The following is a 16,973-nucleotide window of genomic DNA, read 5'->3' as shown; positions in this document are numbered from 1 at the left end:
TCGTTATGTTTGAATCAGCGAGGCCAACAGCCTTTGGCGGCGTCCGGGGCTCCGACCTCGAACGAGCGCCGCGATCCCCGCCCTGCGCGGCCCGATCCGGCGCCAGTTTGCTGGACGGACAGCGACCGGAGCGTGGTCAAACCCACTGACCGAACTGGGGCGCCAGGATCTCGTTGATGTCCACACCAACGCCGCCGACGGTGCGCCTGTCGATCTCCACCTGATGCAAATTGGCGGCCGGATGGGCGATGCCGCCGGGGGAACCGAAGTTGTGCTGCCAGAAGCAGGAGCCCAGACCGTCCTGCAGCGCCCACTCGATGGTCGTGGAGTTGGCATAGACGCCGGTGCGCTCCGGCCCGATCACCGACTGCCATCCCCGCAGATACGGCGCAACCTGGTCCTTGTACTGCTCGTAGGAAGGGTTGTCGTCGATCGAGGCATAGATCGGCGCGCTGTCCGGGCCGCCGGCCGCGGTATGCAACTGCGCGCCACGCTTGGCGTGGTCCACACCGGCGTCCTGGCCGCCCAGCCAGTCTGCGGTCGCCTGCTTTCCGAACTGGTAGCAGGAGACGATCGTGAGTCCGTTCTCCTGCAGGTCCCGTGCCTCGGCCGGCTGAATCGGCTTGCCGAGCATCCACTCAGCGCCGGGCCGGCGGTCCGACACATAGCGGATAGCACCCGCCGCACCGGAAGCCTTGATCGCGCCGGCCGACAAAACCCCGGCCGAATAATCCAGCAGAATGCCCAGCGGTGCCGCCTCGGCGGCCGCGGCGAGCAGCGCCGAGACCCCGGCGCCAAGCCCGGCCGCCGCGGGCACCGTCGCAGCGAGTTTGAACACGTCGCGCCGTGATATCACCACGCGTCACAGACTAAGACAGACTTCGCCCGGGTTTTCGCCGGTCACCGACGAATATCAGGCCGAAATCGTGTGCGACCATAGCGCGTGTCCCGCAACAGACAGACAAGGTAGGCCTCAATTGCGTCCCTGGATCGTGTGGGGCACCGGCCTGCTGTCCTATTTGGTGGCCGTGCTGGACCGGACCACCTTCGGGGTATCGGGTCTCGACGCAGCAGAACGCTTCCACGCCGGCCCGAGCACGTTGTCGTCGTTCGTGATCGTGCAGCTGATCGTCTATGCCGCCATGCAGATTCCGGCCGGCGTGCTGCTGGACCGCTTCGGTCCCCGGGCGATGATCGCCACCGGTGTCACGGTGCTCTCCGCGGCCCAACTCACGCTCTCGCTGACGCATTCGCTGCCCACCGCGGTCGGCGCGTACGGCGCCATCGGCCTGGGTGACTCGTTCATCTTCATCTCGGTCATCCGTCTGCTCCCCAATTGGTTTGCCGCCAAACGTGTTCCACTGCTCACCCAACTCACCGGCATCTGCGGCCAGTTCGGCCAGTTCCTCTCGGCAGTGCCGTTCCTCGCAATTCTGCTGCACGGCGGCTGGGCGGCCGCCTACCTCTCGGCGGCAGGGCTGGGCTTGTTCGCGGGCACGCTGACGCTGGCCGTGGTACGCGACGCCCCGCCGGCGACGCCGGCCGCCGTCCACGCGCGGACTTTCCGGGACGCGTTCGGTGAGATCAAAACGGTGTGGTCGCGGCCGGGGACCAAAGCGGGCTTCTTCACCCATATGGGCAACGCGTTTTCGCCCGGCGTGTTCGCGCTGATGTGGGGGGTGCCATACCTGACTACCGCACAAGGCCTTTCGCGCGGCGTGGCGGGTGTGGTGCTGACGCTGTCGGTGGCGCCCTTCATCGTGGTGGGGCTGTTGGTCGGAACCATCTCGGCGCGCTGGCCCCGGCACCGGTCGAACGTGGCGCTGACGATGATCGCGCTGATCGCAGCGACCTGGACAGTGCTGTTGGCGCTGCCGCACCCCGCGCCGCACTGGCTGTTGGTGGTGCTGATCCTGGTGATCTCGGCGGGTCAGCCGGTGTCGATGCTGGCCTTCGACTTCGCCCGTACCTACAATCCGCCAGCGGCGTTGGGCACCGCGCAAGGCATGGTCAACACCGGCGGCTTCATCGCCACCCTGCTCATCATGCAGGCGATGGGAATGGTTATCGCCATGACCGGGGGCTATTCATTCGCGGCGTTCCGGCTGGCCTGGACGATGCAGTACATCGTCTGGGCGGTGGCCGCCGTCGGCGTGGTGATCTACGGGCGGAAAGCCCGAGACTCCGAGACGTTCGGCCAAACGCCCATGCCCGTGGCCGTGTCCGAGCACTGAGCCGTTAGGGCGCCAACGAATATGGGTCCGGCAGCTGCGGGCAGTAGGCGTGCCGAGACGCGTTGATGATGGCGTGCGCTTGGTCGGGCGGCACTTCCAGATTCGCGATGACCGAGGCCGGCACCAGCCGGGGTGAGTCGGCCAGCGCCACGCAGACCGCGTGGCCCTCCTGGACCAGCAGAGTGCGCAGCGACTCGCACTTGATGCTGCCGCAGATCTGCTTGTCGTAGTCGGGGTGCACCCCCTGCTGTTCCAGTTCGTCGAAGAACACCTGGTCCTGGTCGGGTTGCGCCACGGCGACCGGTATCGGCGCAAGAACTCCGGCGCCGACCATCGCAACGCTGAACGCGCTGGCCACCCACATCTTCATCGCGCTGCACCAATCCACGGACGACGGCATCGTTCATTCTGACACCGGCGGCGGCAGCGGAGGGGCGAAGTCGAGCAGCCGACGAACCGACCTTTGCCGTTCACTGCAGCCCCTTCGGCCACGCGTTAGCTGGAAGGGCACTGAAAGTTCCCTGTCCGGCGCGCGGCTGTCCGCGCCACCGAGGCATAAAATACCTGTTCAAAAGGCTGGCCGGGGCGGGGCGGAACAGCGCGATCCTCGGCGTCAAATTTATTAGCTGGATGGGATAGACCTATCAGGAACCCGGTCTATCGTTCGCCTCACGCTTTCAGCCGGCCGCTCCAGTCATCGCAGCAACGCCCGGCTGATGCGTCGTCAAGGGGACGGTCGAACCACGTGAGTGGTCTGACTATCGGGGGAAGACATGGTCAAGGCAACACAACCTCATCGGCATGCGCGGAAAGGCTGGGTGTTGGCTGCGGCGAGCGCCGTGGTCGCAGCCACGGTCGCGCCGGTCAAGCCGTGGTCGGCGGGGATGTCGGTTGTCGACCGGGCGGTGCGCCTGGTGGCCGACGATTCCGTGCTCAACGTCCCCTTCAACCTGTTCCAAGACCTCTTCAATATCCCGGCCAACGAAGTCGCCGCCACTGATGTACTAGCGGATTCCTTCTTCTGGACCGGCACCTGGTGGACCCCAAGCGCGACGAACCTGTGGGGCGAGGACCCCGGCGACCCGGGGCACTTCATGGCCATCTTCGACTACCTATTTCCGTTCGCGCCGCAGATCTCGGGCCTCGACCAGCCAGAGATCGATCCGACCCTGCTGGCGAACGGGACCGCGGGCCTGGGGCAACAGTTCGCCATGCTGGCCGCGGCCGAGCTCCCGGTCAGCGCCTCGTGCGACGCCGTCCAATGCTCGCCGATGGTGCCGACGGACCCGATCACCGGTGTTACCGGGATCGACAGGTTGATCGACTTCGAGAAGGTGTTTACCAACTTTCCCAACGCCGACAACCAATTACCCCTTTTCAGCCACTGGTTGCAGGTGCCGTTGCAGCAGCTGCTCACTGGATATCAGTTTCCCAGCACAGCCGCCGACACCGCCAATCCGACGGCGGCCGGAATCGCGGACCCCTCAGCAGGTGTCGGTCCGGGCGGTTCGGTGCCGGGCGCCCCGCTCGACTCGGTACCGGGCAGCCAGGCTCAACCGGGCTTCGGCTTCCCGGGCACCACAACCGGATCCGATGGTGAGAACTTGATGCCGTGGTCGGGCGTCAACGTCCAACTCAATCCACTCGGGCCGTTCGAGCAGTGGTTCCAGAGCCTGGAGGCACCGGTCAACCTCAATGGCTTCCAGCTGGTCAGCCCGGATGACGTGTCCGAGGCCCTGAAAGCTCTGGCTGCCGGAGCCGTGGTGGACTTCGACCCGTTCTCCCCCGGAAGCCCGCTGTGCCCCGCGCTGTGCGACCAGTCCCCGTTCGCCCCGCCCTTCGGCCTCACCACGGCGGACCTGGTGCAGTCGATCCAAAACGTCGGGCCGCCCAGCCCGCTGATCAGCGAGTGGCTCAGCCTCAACAGCTCAGGCCTGGCGAACGCGCCGACACCCGAACAGATCGACGCCACCGTGGCGGGTCTGCAAACCGGGGTGTTCACGCTGACCCCGGGAACTGAAGATCAGATCGTTGACTACCTCAACAGCATCAACCCAAACCTGTCCGAGCTCCTGGTCAATTCGGGGCTGATGACCGATCCGGCGTACCTGGGTCCCTGGGCCGGAACCGGCGGGCCGGACAGCGGTGTCGACGTCCCCTCGGTGCCCAGCGAGTTGGGCGGGTGGAATCCGCTGCAAATCTGGCCCGACCTGCTCGGCGTCGCCGACCCGACCGGGGGCCTGTCGGGTGACCTCACCGACTTCTGGACTTCGCTGTCGAGCATCTGGGACGGCTTCGGGCTGTAAGGGCTCGGGGTCCCGGCAGCCCGCTTCACATTGGTGCGGGCGGAGGGACTCGAACCCTCACGCTCTTTCGAGCACGGGCACCTAAAACCCGCATGTCTGCCAATTCCATCACGCCCGCAAGGCGACTCAGTCTAGCTTTCCGGCAACCCACTACCGCGAAGGCCTGGCGGCGGTCCGGACCTGGCGCGGTACCGTCATGGGGTGTCCACTACACGGCGTCGGAGACCTGCACTGGTTGTGCTGGTGATCGTCGCCGCCAGCGCGTGCCTGGCGCTGGGCTGGTGGCAGTGGACCCGGTTCCAAGAGGTCAACGGCACCTTCCAGAATCTCGGTTACGCACTGCAGTGGCCCCTGTTCGCCTGGTTCTGCGTGTACGCCTACCGCAAGTTCGTCCGCTACGAAGAAGAGCCGCCGGAGCTGCGCCCCGCAGACACCGTGACCGAGATACCAGCTGGACTGCTGCCGGAGCGGCCCGCGGCCGCCGCACCCACCGACGACCCCGCGATGCGGGAGTACAACGCCTATTTGGCCGAGCTCTCCGAGAACGACCGACAGAACAGGAACACCGCATGACCGAGTCACCCGCCCAGACTGCTCCCGCCGAGAAGATCCGCAGCGCACTGCTGCCCTACCGGGTGATGGCGTGGGCAACGGGCGTCTGGCTGATCGCCCTGTGTTACGAGATCGTGGTGCGCTACGTGGTCAAGGTGGACAACCCGCCGACGTGGATCGGCGTGGTGCACGGCTGGGTGTACTTCGCCTACCTGCTGGCCACTTTCAACCTGGCGGTCAAGGTCCGCTGGCCGCTCGGCAAGACCATCGGGGTACTGCTGGCCGGCACCATTCCCCTGCTCGGCATCATCGTCGAACACTTCCAGTCGCGAAACATCAAGGCCCAGTTCAACCTCTGAGGCCCTGCGACGTCGTCAGGCCAGCGAACGCAGCGCCGGCAGAAGCAATTCGAGCGCCCGGCCGCGATGTGATGCGGCGTCCTTTTCTGCCGGGCTCAACTGCGCCGCGGTGCGGTCGGTGCCCACTGGGACGAACACCGGGTCGTAACCGAATCCGCCGTCGCCCTGCGGTTCCCGAGCGATGCTGCCCGCCCACTCGCCGCGCACCACCACCTCGTGCTCGGCTCCGGTGCCCCATACCAGCGCGCACGCGGACACGAACGCCGCGCCGCGCCGCTCGTCGGGCACGTCGCGCAGCTGCGCCAGCAGCAAAGCGGTATTGGCCGCGTCGTCACCGTGGCTGCCCGACCAGCGCGCCGACAAAACCCCCGGCATGCCGTTGAGCGCCGCGACCGTCAGACCTGAATCGTCTGCGACACAAGGCAATCCGGTCGCCTCATAGCCGTCACGCGCTTTCGCCAGGGCGTTCCCCTCGAACGTCGCCGCAGTTTCCGGCGCTTCGGGATACGGTGGCACCTCATCGAGCGAGACCAGGTGCACACCCGAGATTCCGGCGCGCTCCAGCACCCGGCTCAGCTCGGCCAACTTCTTGCGGTTGCGGCTGGCCACCAGCAGTTGCTGCGTCATCGGCGCGGTCAGCTGCCGAATGCCTTCTTCGGCGCCGGCCCTTCCGGCAGCACCCCCGGATACGGCAGTGCCAGCGCTTCGCGCTGCACCACGAACAGCTTCTCGCAGGCGGCCAGTGCCGCGTCGAGCATCTTGTCCAGGGTCGAGCGCGGGAACGTCGCACCCTCGCCGGTGCCCTGGATCTCCACCAGTGTTCCGGTGTCGGTGGCGACGACGTTCATGTCGACCTCGGCGCGCGAGTCCTCCTCGTAGGGAAGGTCGACGCGGACCCGGCCGTCGACCACGCCGACGCTGACGGCCGAGATCGCGCACGACAACGGGCGGGGATCCGACAACTTGCCCGCGGCCGACAGGTAGGTGACCGCATCGGCGAGCGCCACATACGCGCCGGTGATCGCCGCGGTGCGAGTACCGCCGTCGGCCTGCAGCACGTCACAGTCGATCGCGATGGTGTTCTCCCCCAGCGCCGCCAGGTCGATGCAGGCCCGCAACGAGCGGCCCACCAGCCGGCTGATCTCCTGGGTGCGCCCGCCGACGCGGCCCTTGACCGATTCGCGGTCCGAGCGGGAGTGGGTGGCGGCGGGCAGCATGGCGTATTCGGCGGTCAGCCAACCGCGACCGGAGCCTTTCCGCCAGCGCGGAACACCCTCGGTGACACTGGCTGTGCACATGACCCGAGTGTTGCCGAATTCGACCAGCACTGAGCCGGCCGGGTTCGAGGTGAATCCGCGGGTGATGACGACGGGGCGCAGCTCGTCGTCGAGGCGACCGTCTTCTCGTTTGGACACGCGGATAACCCTAGCCGCGGGCGGAGTCCAGCGTTGGGTCAGGACCGCTTGATGTCGAACGCCTCGTCGCACACCACGGCGTGCACCGGACCGTCGAACTCGGCCTTGGCCTCCCCGATCACGTCCTCGCGCGAGGTCCAGGGCGGGATGTGAGTCAGCAGCAGTTGGCCGACACCGGCGGCCGCGGCGATGCGCCCGGCCTCGGTTCCCGACAGGTGCAGGTTGGGCGGTCGGTTGTCCTCATGGGTCCACGACGCCTCGCACAAGAACACGTCGGCGCCGCGCGCCAACTCAATCACCGCATCGCAGTAGCCGGTGTCCGCGCTGTAGACCAGCGTCGCGCCGGACGGATCGGTGATCCGCATCCCGTATGACTCGGTCGGATGCGATACCAGTCCGGGCTGCACACTGAGCAACCCGAACTTGACCGGCTCACCGTCCACCCAAGAGCGGACGTCGAAGATGTCGGTGATGTCATCGATCTCGCCGCCATAGGGCGACGACGCCGCACCCATCCGCGACCAGGTGTCGCTGGGCCCGTAGAGCAGACCCTTGTCGAACGGCTTGATCGCCACCGAAGGGTGGTAGCGGCGCCAGACGAACAACCCCGGAAGATCCAAGCAGTGGTCGGCATGCAAGTGCGACAACAGCACATGCACCGAGCCCGGATCGACATGACGTTGCAGGGCGCCGAGGACCCCACCTCCGAAGTCGATAACCAGCGGCGGCGAGTCCGGCGCCTGCAACAGATATCCCGATGCCGGCGAGTCCGGACCCACCACACTCCCGGAGCAGCCGAGCACGGTCAGTCGCACGTTCCCTACTGTGCCATGTTCGCCGCGGCCATGACGAAGACACCGGCGCTTTGCTCTCTATTCGTCATCGAAATCACGGGCTAGTGCAACGGGGCGTGGCGGTGGACGGATCCGACGCCGGTGATGGCCGGTCCCAGAAAACGAGTAGCGAGTGCAGCAAACGCCTCCGGATCTCCGGTGGCTTCGAAGATCCGGGTTGCCGGGGCGGCCTCATGCGGACGCAGTAGGTCACGCTCAGTAAGCACTCGCAACAGTTCTTTGGCCGTCTCTTCGGCGCTGGACACCAGCGTCACCTGCTCACCCATCGCGAGCTGGATCAACCCCGACAGCAGCGGGTAATGCGTGCAGCCCAACACCAGAGTGTCGACCCCAGCGCGTTGCAGCGGCTCCAGATAACCCTCGGCCAGTCCCAACACCTGGCGGCCACTGGTGATACCGCGCTCGACGAAGTCGACAAAGCGGGGGCAGGCCACCGCGGTGATCTCGGTGTCGCGGGCGGCCGCGAACGCGTCCTGGTAGGCGTGACTGGCGATCGTCGCCTGCGTCCCGATCACCCCGATCCGACCGTTGCGGGAGGTTGCTACCGCCCGGCGCACTGCCGGCAGGATCACCTCGACGACCGGCACGTCGTAGCGTTCCCGCGCATCGCGCAGACAAGCCGCCGACGCGGTGTTGCACGCGATCACCAACGCCTTGATCCCGCGCTGGACCAGGTCGTCCCCGATGGCCAGGGCGTGCGCACGGACCTCGGGGATGGTCAGCGGGCCGTACGGGCCGTTGCCGGTGTCGCCGACATAGATGATGTCCTCGTCGGGCAACTGGTCGATGATCGAACGGGCGACGGTCAGCCCGCCGACACCGGAGTCGAAGATTCCGATCGGGCTCACGCCGCCGCCCCCCGGCGAAGCTTCCGGGCGTTGCGTTCGGGACCCGCCAGCCAGTAGGCGGCCAACACCCCGGCGAGCGCCCCGCACAGGTGGCCCTGCCAGGACACCCCACCGCACACCGGACCTTTTAAGAGCACCGGCACCGCTCCCCACAGGATTCCGCCGTAGAGGAACAGCACCACGACCCCGACCAGAATCTGCCAGATCCGGCGGGTGAACCACCCGAACACCACCAGGAAGGCCAGCCAACCGAAGATCAGACCGGAGGCACCGATGTGGTCAGTCGGCCCGCACGCCGACCCGACGTTGCCGATCAACCAGGTGCCCAGCCCGCCGACGATCCACACGATCGCGGTGGCCAGCACAAACCGGGCCAGGCCGGTCAACGTCAACAGGAACCCGAGCACCAGCGCGGGGCCGGTGTTGGCCAGCAGATGCGCCCAGTTCGCGTGCAGCAGCGGAGCGAACAGCACCCCCCACAGGCCGTCGGTCTCCAGCGGCCGGATGCCATTGCGGTCCAGATGGTGACCGCCGACCTGGTCGACGGCTTCCACCAGATACAGCAGCCCGACGAACGCGACGATGGTGGCCCCGCCGGTACGCCAGACGGGTTTCTCCTCGGGCCGCGGTGCAGGTGCTGTCCCCCCGCGGGCAGTCATGCCCACCTCACGGCCTTCCCGAATGGCCGCCGGGCCGGTCGGCGAAGGCGCCCGGCACGGTGCCCCGGTAGGTCGGGATTCCGGCCACCGGATCAGCGCACAGCAACCCCGACAGCACCGCCCGGGCCAGACAGTCCGCCGCGGCGGCGCCGACCGCCGCGATCAGGCCCGTCTCCGGGGACATCGCAGCCGGTGTTCCCGGCAGCGGCGGAACCTCGACCGTCCCGGTCGACAACGCGAACACTGTGTCGCCGTCCACCGGAGTGTGCGAGGGCCGGATGCTGCGGGCCAGCCCGTCCTGCGCGGCGATCGCCACCCGCCGGCAGCCGGCCGGGCTGAGCGCGGCGTCGGTGGCCACCACGGCGATGGTGGTGTTGAGCGCCAGGGTTTTGGGCTCCAGGCCGGCGAGTATCGCCAACTGTTCGGACGGCGGCGCCGTCAGACCGAATTCTTCGATGAGCAGGGTCGACCAAGGCAAACCGGTGGTGGGGTCGATGAGCTCGCCGGTGGGGTTCACCACCACGATCACGCCCACGGTGACCACGTCGTCCCCGAGATCCAGTGTCGTCGACGCGGTGCCCACGCCGCCCTTGAAAACCCCGGCGCGCGCCCCGGCTCCGGCGCCGACGCTGCCCGACGCCGGTTGTTCGCCGTCGGGGCCGGCGGCCGCGACTGCGGCGGCGTAGCCGAATTCCGCGGTGGGCCGTCGGTCCCAGCCGCCGACCGGCAGGTCGAAGATGACTGCGGCCGGCACGATCGGCACCACGCCGCCGTCCAGCGCCACACCGCGGCCCTGCTCCTCCAACCAGGTCATCACGCCGTCGGCGGTCGCCAGTCCGTAGGCGCTGCCGCCGGAAAGCACCACCGCGTCGACCCAACGCACGCTGTTGGCCGGGTCCAGCAAATCGGTCTCGCGAGTCCCGGGTGCCCCACCGCGGCCGTCGACGGCGCCGACCGTCCCGGGCGGTGCCAGCACGACAGTGACGCCGGTGGCCCAGCCGGACCCCAGCGTCGCGTCCGGATCGATCCGCTGGTGGTGGCCCACCCGGATGCCGGTGACATCGGTGATCGAACCCATGCCTGTCATCGTCTGGGCCTTCCCATCAGCGCGACCACCAGAAATTCCTGCAGCACAGTGAGCCACTGATACACGTTGAGCTGACCAGCCATGGGGTCGCCCGCCGGCACCTGATCGGGGCCGTCGGGGCCGATCTTGAGCACGGTGCCGAGCGCGAGGCGAATGTCGTTGACCGCGGCAATCCAGGCGTTGGCCTGCTCCTCGGTCAGCTCGAAACGGCCGCCCTGTTCGGGAACGGTGGCCAGCACTTGTTGGGCCGCGCCACGTTTGGCGTCGATGATCCCCGGTTCGTGCAGGCTGCGCAGCGCTGCGTTCAGGCCGTCTGCGTCGACTGCGGAGTCGTTCTCACCGTCTTCCGGGCGATAGAAGTCCGGTAGCAGGCGGCGCGTCGTGGCGTCTTCGGGCGTTCGGGTGTTGCCGGTTCGTATCCCGGTGATCTGTTCAAGTTCGTCCGGTGGCGAAGAGGACTCCCGTGCGTCGAGCATGCCGAGGATCGACCCGACCAGGTTCCGGAGCAGCGCGGCCTCGTGCAGGGCCAGCGCAGACCGGAAGCGGGGCCCGTCGCCGGTTTCGACCCGCTTCCATTTCTGCACGGTGAAGTCCCGGTTCCCTTCGGTTGAGTCTTAACGGTCCTGCTGCATGGTCGCCCACAACCCGGCGGCATGCAGCTTGGACACGTCGACCTCCATCGACTCACGGCTTCCCGCCGACACCACGGCCTTGCCCTCGTGGTGCACCTGCAGCATCAGCTTGGTCGCGTGCTGCTCGCTGTAGCCGAACAGCTTCTGGAAGATGTAGGTCACATAGGTCATCAGGTTGACCGGGTCGTCCCAGACGATGGTCACCCAGGGGGAAGCCGTCTCCTCGACTGGGTCGGCATGCCGCTGTCCGGTGCCCTGCGGTTTCACCGGGGCGGACGTCGGTGCTGACGTGGCCATACCGCTCAGGATACCGAGCCGAGGTGGGGTGCGGTCCAGTCGATACGGTTGGCGGGTGAACTCTCCGGCCCGGTACGGCGGGCTGCTCACCGACAAGTACGAGCTGACCATGCTCGCCGCGGCGCTGCGCGACGGCACGGCCAGCCGGCGGGCCGGCTTCGAAATGTTCACCCGCCGACTCCCCGAGGCGCGCCGCTACGGGGTGGTCGCCGGCACCGACCGGTTTCTGGAGGCCCTGGCCGGGTTCACCTTCGACGACGCCGCGCTGAGTCTGCTCTCGGGGTTCCTGGACCGCCAGACCGTGAGATTCCTGGCCGATTTCCGCTTCCGCGGCGACATCGACGGCTATCCCGAAGGGGAGCTGTACTTCGCCGGGTCGCCGGTACTCAGCGTGCAGGGCAGCTTCGCCGAGTGCGTCGTGCTGGAAACCCTGCTGCTGTCGATCTTCAACCACGACACCGCGATCGCCTCGGCGGCCGCTCGCATGGTCAACGCGGCCGGCGGACGGCCACTGATCGAGATGGGCTCACGCCGCACGCATGAGCAGGCCGCCGTGGCTGCCGCCCGGGCCGCCTACCTGGCGGGGTTTGCCGGAACCTCCAACCTGGAGGCGCACCGCCGTTTCGGGGTGCCGGTGCTGGGCACCAGCGCGCACGCCTTCACCCTGTTGCATACCGGAGCCGACGGCGAGTTGGCGGCGTTCCGCGCCCAGGTCGCCGCGCAGGGCGTCGACACCACGCTGCTGGTGGACACCTATGACGTCGCCACCGGGGTGGCCAACGCCGTCACGGCGGCCGGGCCGGGGCTCGGCGCGGTGCGCATCGACTCCGGTGAGCTGGCGGTGTTGGCCCATCAGGTCCGTGACCAGCTGGACCGGCTGGGTGCCACCAAGACCAAGATCGTGGTCTCCGGCGACCTCGACGAATACGGCATCGCGGCGTTGCGGGCCGCGCCGGTGGACAGTTACGGCGTCGGCACCGCCTTGGTGACCGGCTCGGGCGTGCCGGCTGCCGGGTTTGTCTACAAACTGGTCGAGGTGGACGGCAATCCGGTGCATAAGCGCAGCACCGGCAAAGAGTCACAGGGCGGACTCAAACAGGCGCTGCGGGTCGCGCGGGACAGCGGGATCGTCACCGAGGAGGTCGTCTACCCGGCCGGGCGCCCACCGGCGCTGGACGCGCGGGCCCGGATAGTGACCGTTCCGCTGGTACGCGGCGGTGACGTGGTGACCGAGACCGGGACGGCGGCACTGGCCGCGGCGCGCGAACGCGTGGTGGCCGGACTGCACAGCCTGCCGTGGGAGGGGCTCAAGCTGGCGCACGGTGAGCCGGCCATCCCGACGCGGGTGGTTTCGGTCGGCTGACCTACTTGCCGTTGCGTTCCCGGTGTTTGCACCCGGGCCAGCAGCAGGGGCGCCGCTTGCCTTCCTCGAGTTCCTCACGGGTCCGGCGAATCCGGCGCTCACGGGTGACCTGCTGCTTGGCGTCTTCCACCCAGCAGATGAACTCATTGCGCGCCAACGGCGTAATGCTCTGCCATGCGTCCAGTGCCGTGGGGCTGACCAACAGTCCGTCCCGCAGGTCCGCCGGTAGTTCGTGCACTGCGCCGCCTGGCAATCGCTGGCTGCTCATCACCTCAGGGTAGTGGCAGCCGGCGGGAAAACGGGTGGGGCACGAGCGCCGGTGTCACTACCGTGCATAGGTATGGACATCGATGCGGCGACGTTCGGCCAGCAGTGGGTGCGCGCCTGGAACCACCACGACGTCGACGCCGTTCTGGCGCATTTTCACGACGATGTGGTGTTCACCTCCCCGGTGGCTGCGCAGATGTATCCCGAGACGGCCGGAGTGATCCACGGCAAGGCCGCGCTGCGCCGCTATTGGTCCGGCGCTCTGCAGCGCATGCCGGATCTGCACTTCGTCGTCGAAGACGTCTACCGGGGCATCGACACCATCGTGATCAACTACCGCAACCAGAACGGCGGACTCGTCAACGAGGTCCTGCGATTCGACGCCGACGGCTTGGTGATCGAGGGGCACGGAACCTATCTCGTTGCCCGGTCCGCCGCCACGGCCTGACGCATGAGCATGCAGATCGCAAAGCGGGCTACCGTGTGCACACCATGGCTGACCCGTCCGTATCCGAGCTGCTCGCCGCCGCGGTAGCCGCACTGGGCGGCAGCGAACGCGAGGGCCAGGTACGCATGGCCGAGGCGGTGGCGCACGCCTTCGACACCGGCGAACATCTGGCCGTGCAGGCCGGCACCGGTACCGGCAAGTCGCTGGCCTACCTGGTTCCGGCGATCGCGCGGGCGTTGGCCGACGAAAACCCGGTCGTGGTGTCGACCGCGACCATCGCACTACAGCGCCAGCTCGTCGACCGCGACCTGCCGCGTCTGGCCGGCGCCCTGGAAAAGGTACTGCCCCGGCGGCCCACCTTCGCACTGCTCAAGGGCCGACGGAATTACCTGTGCCTGAACAAGATCCATACCGGCCTCGCCGAGGAGTCCGACGACGGGCCGCAGGCCGAACTGTTCGATCCGTTCGCGGCAAGCGCCCTGGGCCGCGACGTGCAGCGACTCGCCGCGTGGGCTGAGGACACCGACACCGGCGACCGCGACGACCTCAAACCCGGTGTACCGGAACGGTCCTGGTCCCAAGTCAGCGTCTCGGCGCGGGAATGCGTGGGCGCCGTGCGCTGCCAATACGGCACGGACTGCTTTGCCGAGCGGGCCCGCGCCGTCGCCGCCGAGGCCGACGTCGTCGTCACCAACCATGCGCTGTTGGCCATCGACGCCATCTCCGACACCACCGTGTTGCCCGAGCATCACCTGCTGGTGGTCGACGAGGCGCACGAGCTCACCGACCGGGTGACCTCGGTGGCCACCGCAGAGCTGAGCGCGACCATGCTCAGCGTCGCGGTGCGCCGCGTCGGCCGGCTGATCTCCCCCGAGCTGGTCCAGCGCCTCGATGCCGCATCGCTGACGTTCGGCTCGGCGATCCACGACGGCACTCCCGGCCGGATGGACCACCTCGACGACGAGCTGGCCACCTATCTGGCCGCGCTGCGTGACGCCGCCGGGGCGGCCCGCGCGGCCATCGACACCGCCCCCGCCGACCCCAAGGCCGCCGCCGCGCGCAAGGAATCCGTCGCCGCGTTGACCGAAATCGCCGACACCGCGGCCAGGATCCTGACCTCGTTCGAGCCGGCCATCCCCGACCGCTACGACGTGGTGTGGCTCAGCCACGAAGACAACCGGGGCTCGGTGCGGGCGGTGCTGCGGGTGGCGCCGTTGTCGGTGGCGGGCCTCTTGCGCGAGCGGCTGTTCGCCCGCGCGACGACGGTCCTGACCTCGGCGACGCTGACCGTCGGCGGGTCTTTCGACGCCATGGCCGGCGACTGGGGTCTGCGGCGCGGCGAGGATCCCCAGGCCGCGCGCTGGCGGGGACTCGACGTCGGCTCGCCGTTTGCGCACGCCAAGGCGGGCATCCTCTACGTTGCCGCGCACCTGCCGCCACCCGGGCGCGACGGCACCGGCACGGCCGAACAGCTCGACGAGATCACCGCGCTGATCACCGCGGCCGGCGGCCGGACCCTGGGCTTGTTCTCGTCGATGCGGGCAGCACGAGCCGCGGCCGAGGCAATGCGCGAGCGCCTCGACACCCCGGTGCTGTGCCAGGGCGACGACACCACCGGCACGCTGGTCGAGCAGTTCGCCGACGACGCCGAGACCTCGCTGTTCGGCACGCTGTCGCTGTGGCAGGGCGTCGACGTACCGGGACCGTCGCTGTCGCTGGTTCTCATCGACCGGATCCCGTTCCCGCGACCCGACGATCCGCTGCTGACCGCCCGGCAGCGCGCGATCACCGCCCACGGCGGCAACGGCTTCATGGCGGTCGCCGCCAACCACGCGGCCCTGCTGCTGGCCCAGGGCGCCGGCCGGCTGCTGCGCGGGATCGACGACCGCGGCGTGGTGGCGGTACTCGACTCCCGGATGGCCACCGCCCGCTACGCCGGATACCTGCGGGCCTCGCTGCCGCCGTTCTGGGCTACCACTGACACCGGCAAGGTGCAGCTGGCGCTGCAGCGGCTGCGCGGCGCCTGATCCCACTATCGTGGTACCCCATGCGCCTTGCCCGCCGACGGCACCGTGTTTATGCGGCGGCCCCAGCTTCACCTCTCCTTCGTCGAGGCTCGCTGAACCACCGTGTTTATGCGGCGGCCCCAGCTTCACCTCTCCTTCGTCGAGGCTCGCTGAACCACCGTGTTCTCGTCACCGCCTGCACGCTGGTGTTATTGCTGGGCGGATGCGCCCGGATGCTCGACGGGCAACCCGTGTCGGTCTTCGCCGACCCATTCCGGGTGGGAGGCCTGCAGGCTGTCGACGGCCCCACCGGGCTGCGCCCTGACGCCCCACCGCCGACCCGGGAGGTCGAGGGCACTGACGGCGGGCGGATCGATCAGCTGGCAGCCCAGTCGGTCAGCGACCTCGAGGCGTTTTGGACCACGACCTACCCCAACACCTTCGACGGTGAGTTCAAGCCGGCGAAATCACTGCTTTCCTGGGATCCGGCGCAACTGCGCGGAAAGTTCTGCGACAACAGGACTTTCCTGCTGGTCAACGCGGCCTACTGCTATCTGGACAACACCATCGGCTGGGATCGCCGGCTGCTGCTGCCGGCGCTGCGCAGCGCCTATGGCGACATGGCCATCACCATGGTGCTCGCCCACGAATACGGCCACGCGATTGCCCGCACGGCCGGCATCACCAAGCGGCGCCAGACCCCGACACTGGTGGCCGAGCAGCAGGCCGACTGCCTGGCCGGTGTGTACCTGCGCTGGGTGGCCCAGGGCGACTCGCCGCGCTTCACGCTGAGCACCGGCGACGGGCTCAACGGCGTGTTGGCCGCGATGCTGGCGCTACGCGATCCGTTGCTCGGTCCCGACGAGACGATCGGCAGCAACGAGCACGGCTCGGCCTTCGAGCGGATCTCGGCATTCCAGTTCGGGTTCACCGACGGCGCCGGGTCGTGTCAGGCCATCGACACCAAAGAGATCGACCAGCGGCGCGGCGAACTGCCCGTCCAGCTGCAGCAGAATGAGACCGGCGAGGTGCCGGTCAGCGAGGAATCGGTGCGGCTGATCGTCGACGCGATGAACACCGCCTTCACGCCGGCCCAACCGCCGACGCTCACGTTCGACGCCGCGACCGCATCGTCGTGCTCGGACGCCCGGCCCAGCCCGCCTGCCTCGTATTGTCCGGCGACCAACACCATCGTTGTCGACCTGCCGGCCCTACAGAGCATGGGCACCCCCAGCAAGGACCAGAAGTTGGCGACGCTGTCCGGCGACAACACCGCCTATTCGGCGCTGATCTCGCGGTACCTGCAGCGCGTGCAGATCGAACACGGCGGACTGGTGCTCGACAACGCCGCGGCCGCGCTGCGCACCGCGTGCCTCACGGGAGTGGCCACCACCCGGCTGTCCGAGGGCGTCACCACCTCCAACGGCGGCCGAATCGCATTGACCGCAGGCGATCTGGACGAGGCGGTCGCCGGGCTGCTGACCAACGGTCTGGCCGCCGGCGACATCAACGGCGAGTCGGTGCCGGCCGGGTTCTCTCGCATCGATGCCTACCGCACCGGAGTGCTCGGCGATTTCGATCGCTGCCTGGCCCGCTTCCCCTGACTGGCGGCGCTGCAGTAGTGGACTACTGAGGCCACCCGCCCT

At 68.3% G+C, this 16,973-nt stretch carries 19 protein-coding genes and 1 tRNA gene; 8 read left to right on the top strand and 12 right to left on the bottom strand.

All coding sequences use genetic code 11. The features are described from left to right. Nucleotides 1–136 precede the first annotated feature (136 nt). Nucleotides 137–859 carry a DUF1906 domain-containing protein gene (locus tag K3U94_RS07535; protein WP_220696102.1) on the bottom strand — a complete coding sequence of 241 codons (723 nt, stop codon included), beginning with the start codon at nt 857–859 and terminating at the stop codon, nt 137–139. A 118-nt stretch (nt 860–977) separates the two neighbouring features. Between K3U94_RS07535 and K3U94_RS07530 the strand changes: the two genes are divergently transcribed. Beyond that, nucleotides 978–2,234: an MFS transporter gene (locus K3U94_RS07530; protein ID WP_230987494.1), complete on the top strand. Its 1,257-nt coding sequence runs from the start codon at nt 978–980 to the stop codon at nt 2,232–2,234. A gap of 4 nt (nt 2,235–2,238) precedes the next feature. Here K3U94_RS07530 and K3U94_RS07525 read toward each other — a convergent pair whose 3' ends face one another. Further along, the gene (locus K3U94_RS07525; RefSeq protein ID WP_230987492.1) at nt 2,239–2,622 is read right to left on the bottom strand and encodes a DUF732 domain-containing protein; all 384 of its coding nucleotides are present in this window, start codon (nt 2,620–2,622) and stop codon (nt 2,239–2,241) included. Nucleotides 2,623–3,055: 433 nt separating this feature from the next. On the opposite strand from K3U94_RS07525, the gene K3U94_RS07520 reads away from it, so the two are divergent. After that, on the top strand, nt 3,056–4,540 hold the full coding sequence (locus K3U94_RS07520) for a hypothetical protein (RefSeq protein WP_131721551.1): 1,485 nt from the start codon (nt 3,056–3,058) through the stop codon (nt 4,538–4,540). Nucleotides 4,541–4,571: 31 nt separating this feature from the next. Here the strand turns inward: K3U94_RS07520 and K3U94_RS07515 are convergent. Further along, nucleotides 4,572–4,658, bottom strand: a tRNA-Leu gene (locus tag K3U94_RS07515). Between the two features lie 83 nt (nt 4,659–4,741). Here K3U94_RS07515 and K3U94_RS07510 point away from each other — a divergent pair. Both K3U94_RS07510 and K3U94_RS07505 read left to right on the top strand, forming a co-directional pair. Then, nucleotides 4,742–5,113 (top strand): hypothetical protein, encoded by a 372-nt coding sequence (locus K3U94_RS07510; RefSeq protein WP_200900700.1) that lies wholly within the window; start codon nt 4,742–4,744, stop codon nt 5,111–5,113. After that, nucleotides 5,110–5,451 (top strand): DUF3817 domain-containing protein, encoded by a 342-nt coding sequence (locus K3U94_RS07505; RefSeq protein WP_047321289.1) that lies wholly within the window; start codon nt 5,110–5,112, stop codon nt 5,449–5,451. Before K3U94_RS07510 ends, K3U94_RS07505 begins: the two co-directional genes overlap by 4 nt. A 15-nt stretch (nt 5,452–5,466) precedes the next feature. On the opposite strand, the gene K3U94_RS07500 is transcribed toward K3U94_RS07505, so the two are convergent. The 8 genes from K3U94_RS07500 to clpS form a co-directional block, all read right to left on the bottom strand. After that, nucleotides 5,467–6,078: a non-canonical purine NTP pyrophosphatase gene (locus tag K3U94_RS07500; RefSeq protein ID WP_047321290.1), complete on the bottom strand. Its 612-nt coding sequence runs from the start codon at nt 6,076–6,078 to the stop codon at nt 5,467–5,469. Between the two features lie 8 nt (nt 6,079–6,086). Then, nucleotides 6,087–6,866, bottom strand: coding sequence for a ribonuclease PH (gene rph / locus K3U94_RS07495; RefSeq protein ID WP_047321291.1), 780 nt, complete (start codon nt 6,864–6,866; stop codon nt 6,087–6,089). A gap of 38 nt (nt 6,867–6,904) precedes the next feature. Further along, complete coding sequence (locus K3U94_RS07490; RefSeq protein WP_047321292.1) at nt 6,905–7,681, bottom strand: cyclic nucleotide-degrading phosphodiesterase; 777 nt, start codon at nt 7,679–7,681, stop codon at nt 6,905–6,907. Nucleotides 7,682–7,761: 80 nt separating this feature from the next. Continuing rightward, a complete protein-coding gene (gene murI / locus K3U94_RS07485) occupies nt 7,762–8,568 on the bottom strand; it encodes a glutamate racemase (protein WP_109519708.1) in 807 nt (268 codons plus the stop codon). Beyond that, nucleotides 8,565–9,233, bottom strand: a complete 669-nt coding sequence (locus tag K3U94_RS07480; RefSeq protein WP_434084907.1) for a rhomboid family intramembrane serine protease — start codon at nt 9,231–9,233, stop codon at nt 8,565–8,567. Before K3U94_RS07480 ends, murI begins: the two co-directional genes overlap by 4 nt. Before the next feature lies 1 nt (nt 9,234). After that, nucleotides 9,235–10,305: a P1 family peptidase gene (locus K3U94_RS07475; protein WP_047321293.1), complete on the bottom strand. Its 1,071-nt coding sequence runs from the start codon at nt 10,303–10,305 to the stop codon at nt 9,235–9,237. 5 nt (nt 10,306–10,310) lie between these two features. Next, complete coding sequence (gene aosR / locus K3U94_RS07470) at nt 10,311–10,898, bottom strand: oxidative stress transcriptional regulator AosR (RefSeq protein ID WP_047321294.1); 588 nt, start codon at nt 10,896–10,898, stop codon at nt 10,311–10,313. Nucleotides 10,899–10,928: 30 nt separating this feature from the next. Then, on the bottom strand, nt 10,929–11,243 hold the full coding sequence (gene clpS / locus K3U94_RS07465; RefSeq protein WP_065039540.1) for an ATP-dependent Clp protease adapter ClpS: 315 nt from the start codon (nt 11,241–11,243) through the stop codon (nt 10,929–10,931). A gap of 55 nt (nt 11,244–11,298) precedes the next feature. Between clpS and K3U94_RS07460 the strand changes: the two genes are divergently transcribed. After that, the gene (locus tag K3U94_RS07460) at nt 11,299–12,606 is read left to right on the top strand and encodes a nicotinate phosphoribosyltransferase (RefSeq protein WP_267878352.1); all 1,308 of its coding nucleotides are present in this window, start codon (nt 11,299–11,301) and stop codon (nt 12,604–12,606) included. 1 nt (nt 12,607) lies between these two features. Here K3U94_RS07460 and K3U94_RS07455 read toward each other — a convergent pair whose 3' ends face one another. Then, the gene (locus tag K3U94_RS07455) at nt 12,608–12,874 is read right to left on the bottom strand and encodes a YdeI/OmpD-associated family protein (protein ID WP_047321295.1); all 267 of its coding nucleotides are present in this window, start codon (nt 12,872–12,874) and stop codon (nt 12,608–12,610) included. A 72-nt stretch (nt 12,875–12,946) separates the two neighbouring features. Between K3U94_RS07455 and K3U94_RS07450 the strand changes: the two genes are divergently transcribed. The 3 genes from K3U94_RS07450 (at nt 12,947) to K3U94_RS07440 (ending at nt 16,931) form a co-directional block, all read left to right on the top strand. After that, on the top strand, nt 12,947–13,321 hold the full coding sequence (locus K3U94_RS07450; RefSeq protein WP_047321296.1) for a nuclear transport factor 2 family protein: 375 nt from the start codon (nt 12,947–12,949) through the stop codon (nt 13,319–13,321). Between the two features lie 44 nt (nt 13,322–13,365). Then, nucleotides 13,366–15,348: an ATP-dependent DNA helicase gene (locus tag K3U94_RS07445; RefSeq protein WP_220696099.1), complete on the top strand. Its 1,983-nt coding sequence runs from the start codon at nt 13,366–13,368 to the stop codon at nt 15,346–15,348. A 212-nt stretch (nt 15,349–15,560) separates the two neighbouring features. Continuing rightward, entirely contained in the window at nt 15,561–16,931 is a 1,371-nt protein-coding gene (locus K3U94_RS07440) for a neutral zinc metallopeptidase (protein WP_220696098.1), read from the top strand. Nucleotides 16,932–16,973: the final 42 nt, after the last annotated feature.

The organism is Mycolicibacter heraklionensis (assembly GCF_019645815.1).
In the GTDB taxonomy this organism is placed as follows: Bacteria; Actinomycetota; Actinomycetes; order Mycobacteriales; family Mycobacteriaceae; genus Mycobacterium; species Mycobacterium heraklionense.
The sequence above is the reverse complement of the archived record's forward strand: the minus strand, read 5'-3'. Positions and strand labels throughout refer to the sequence as shown.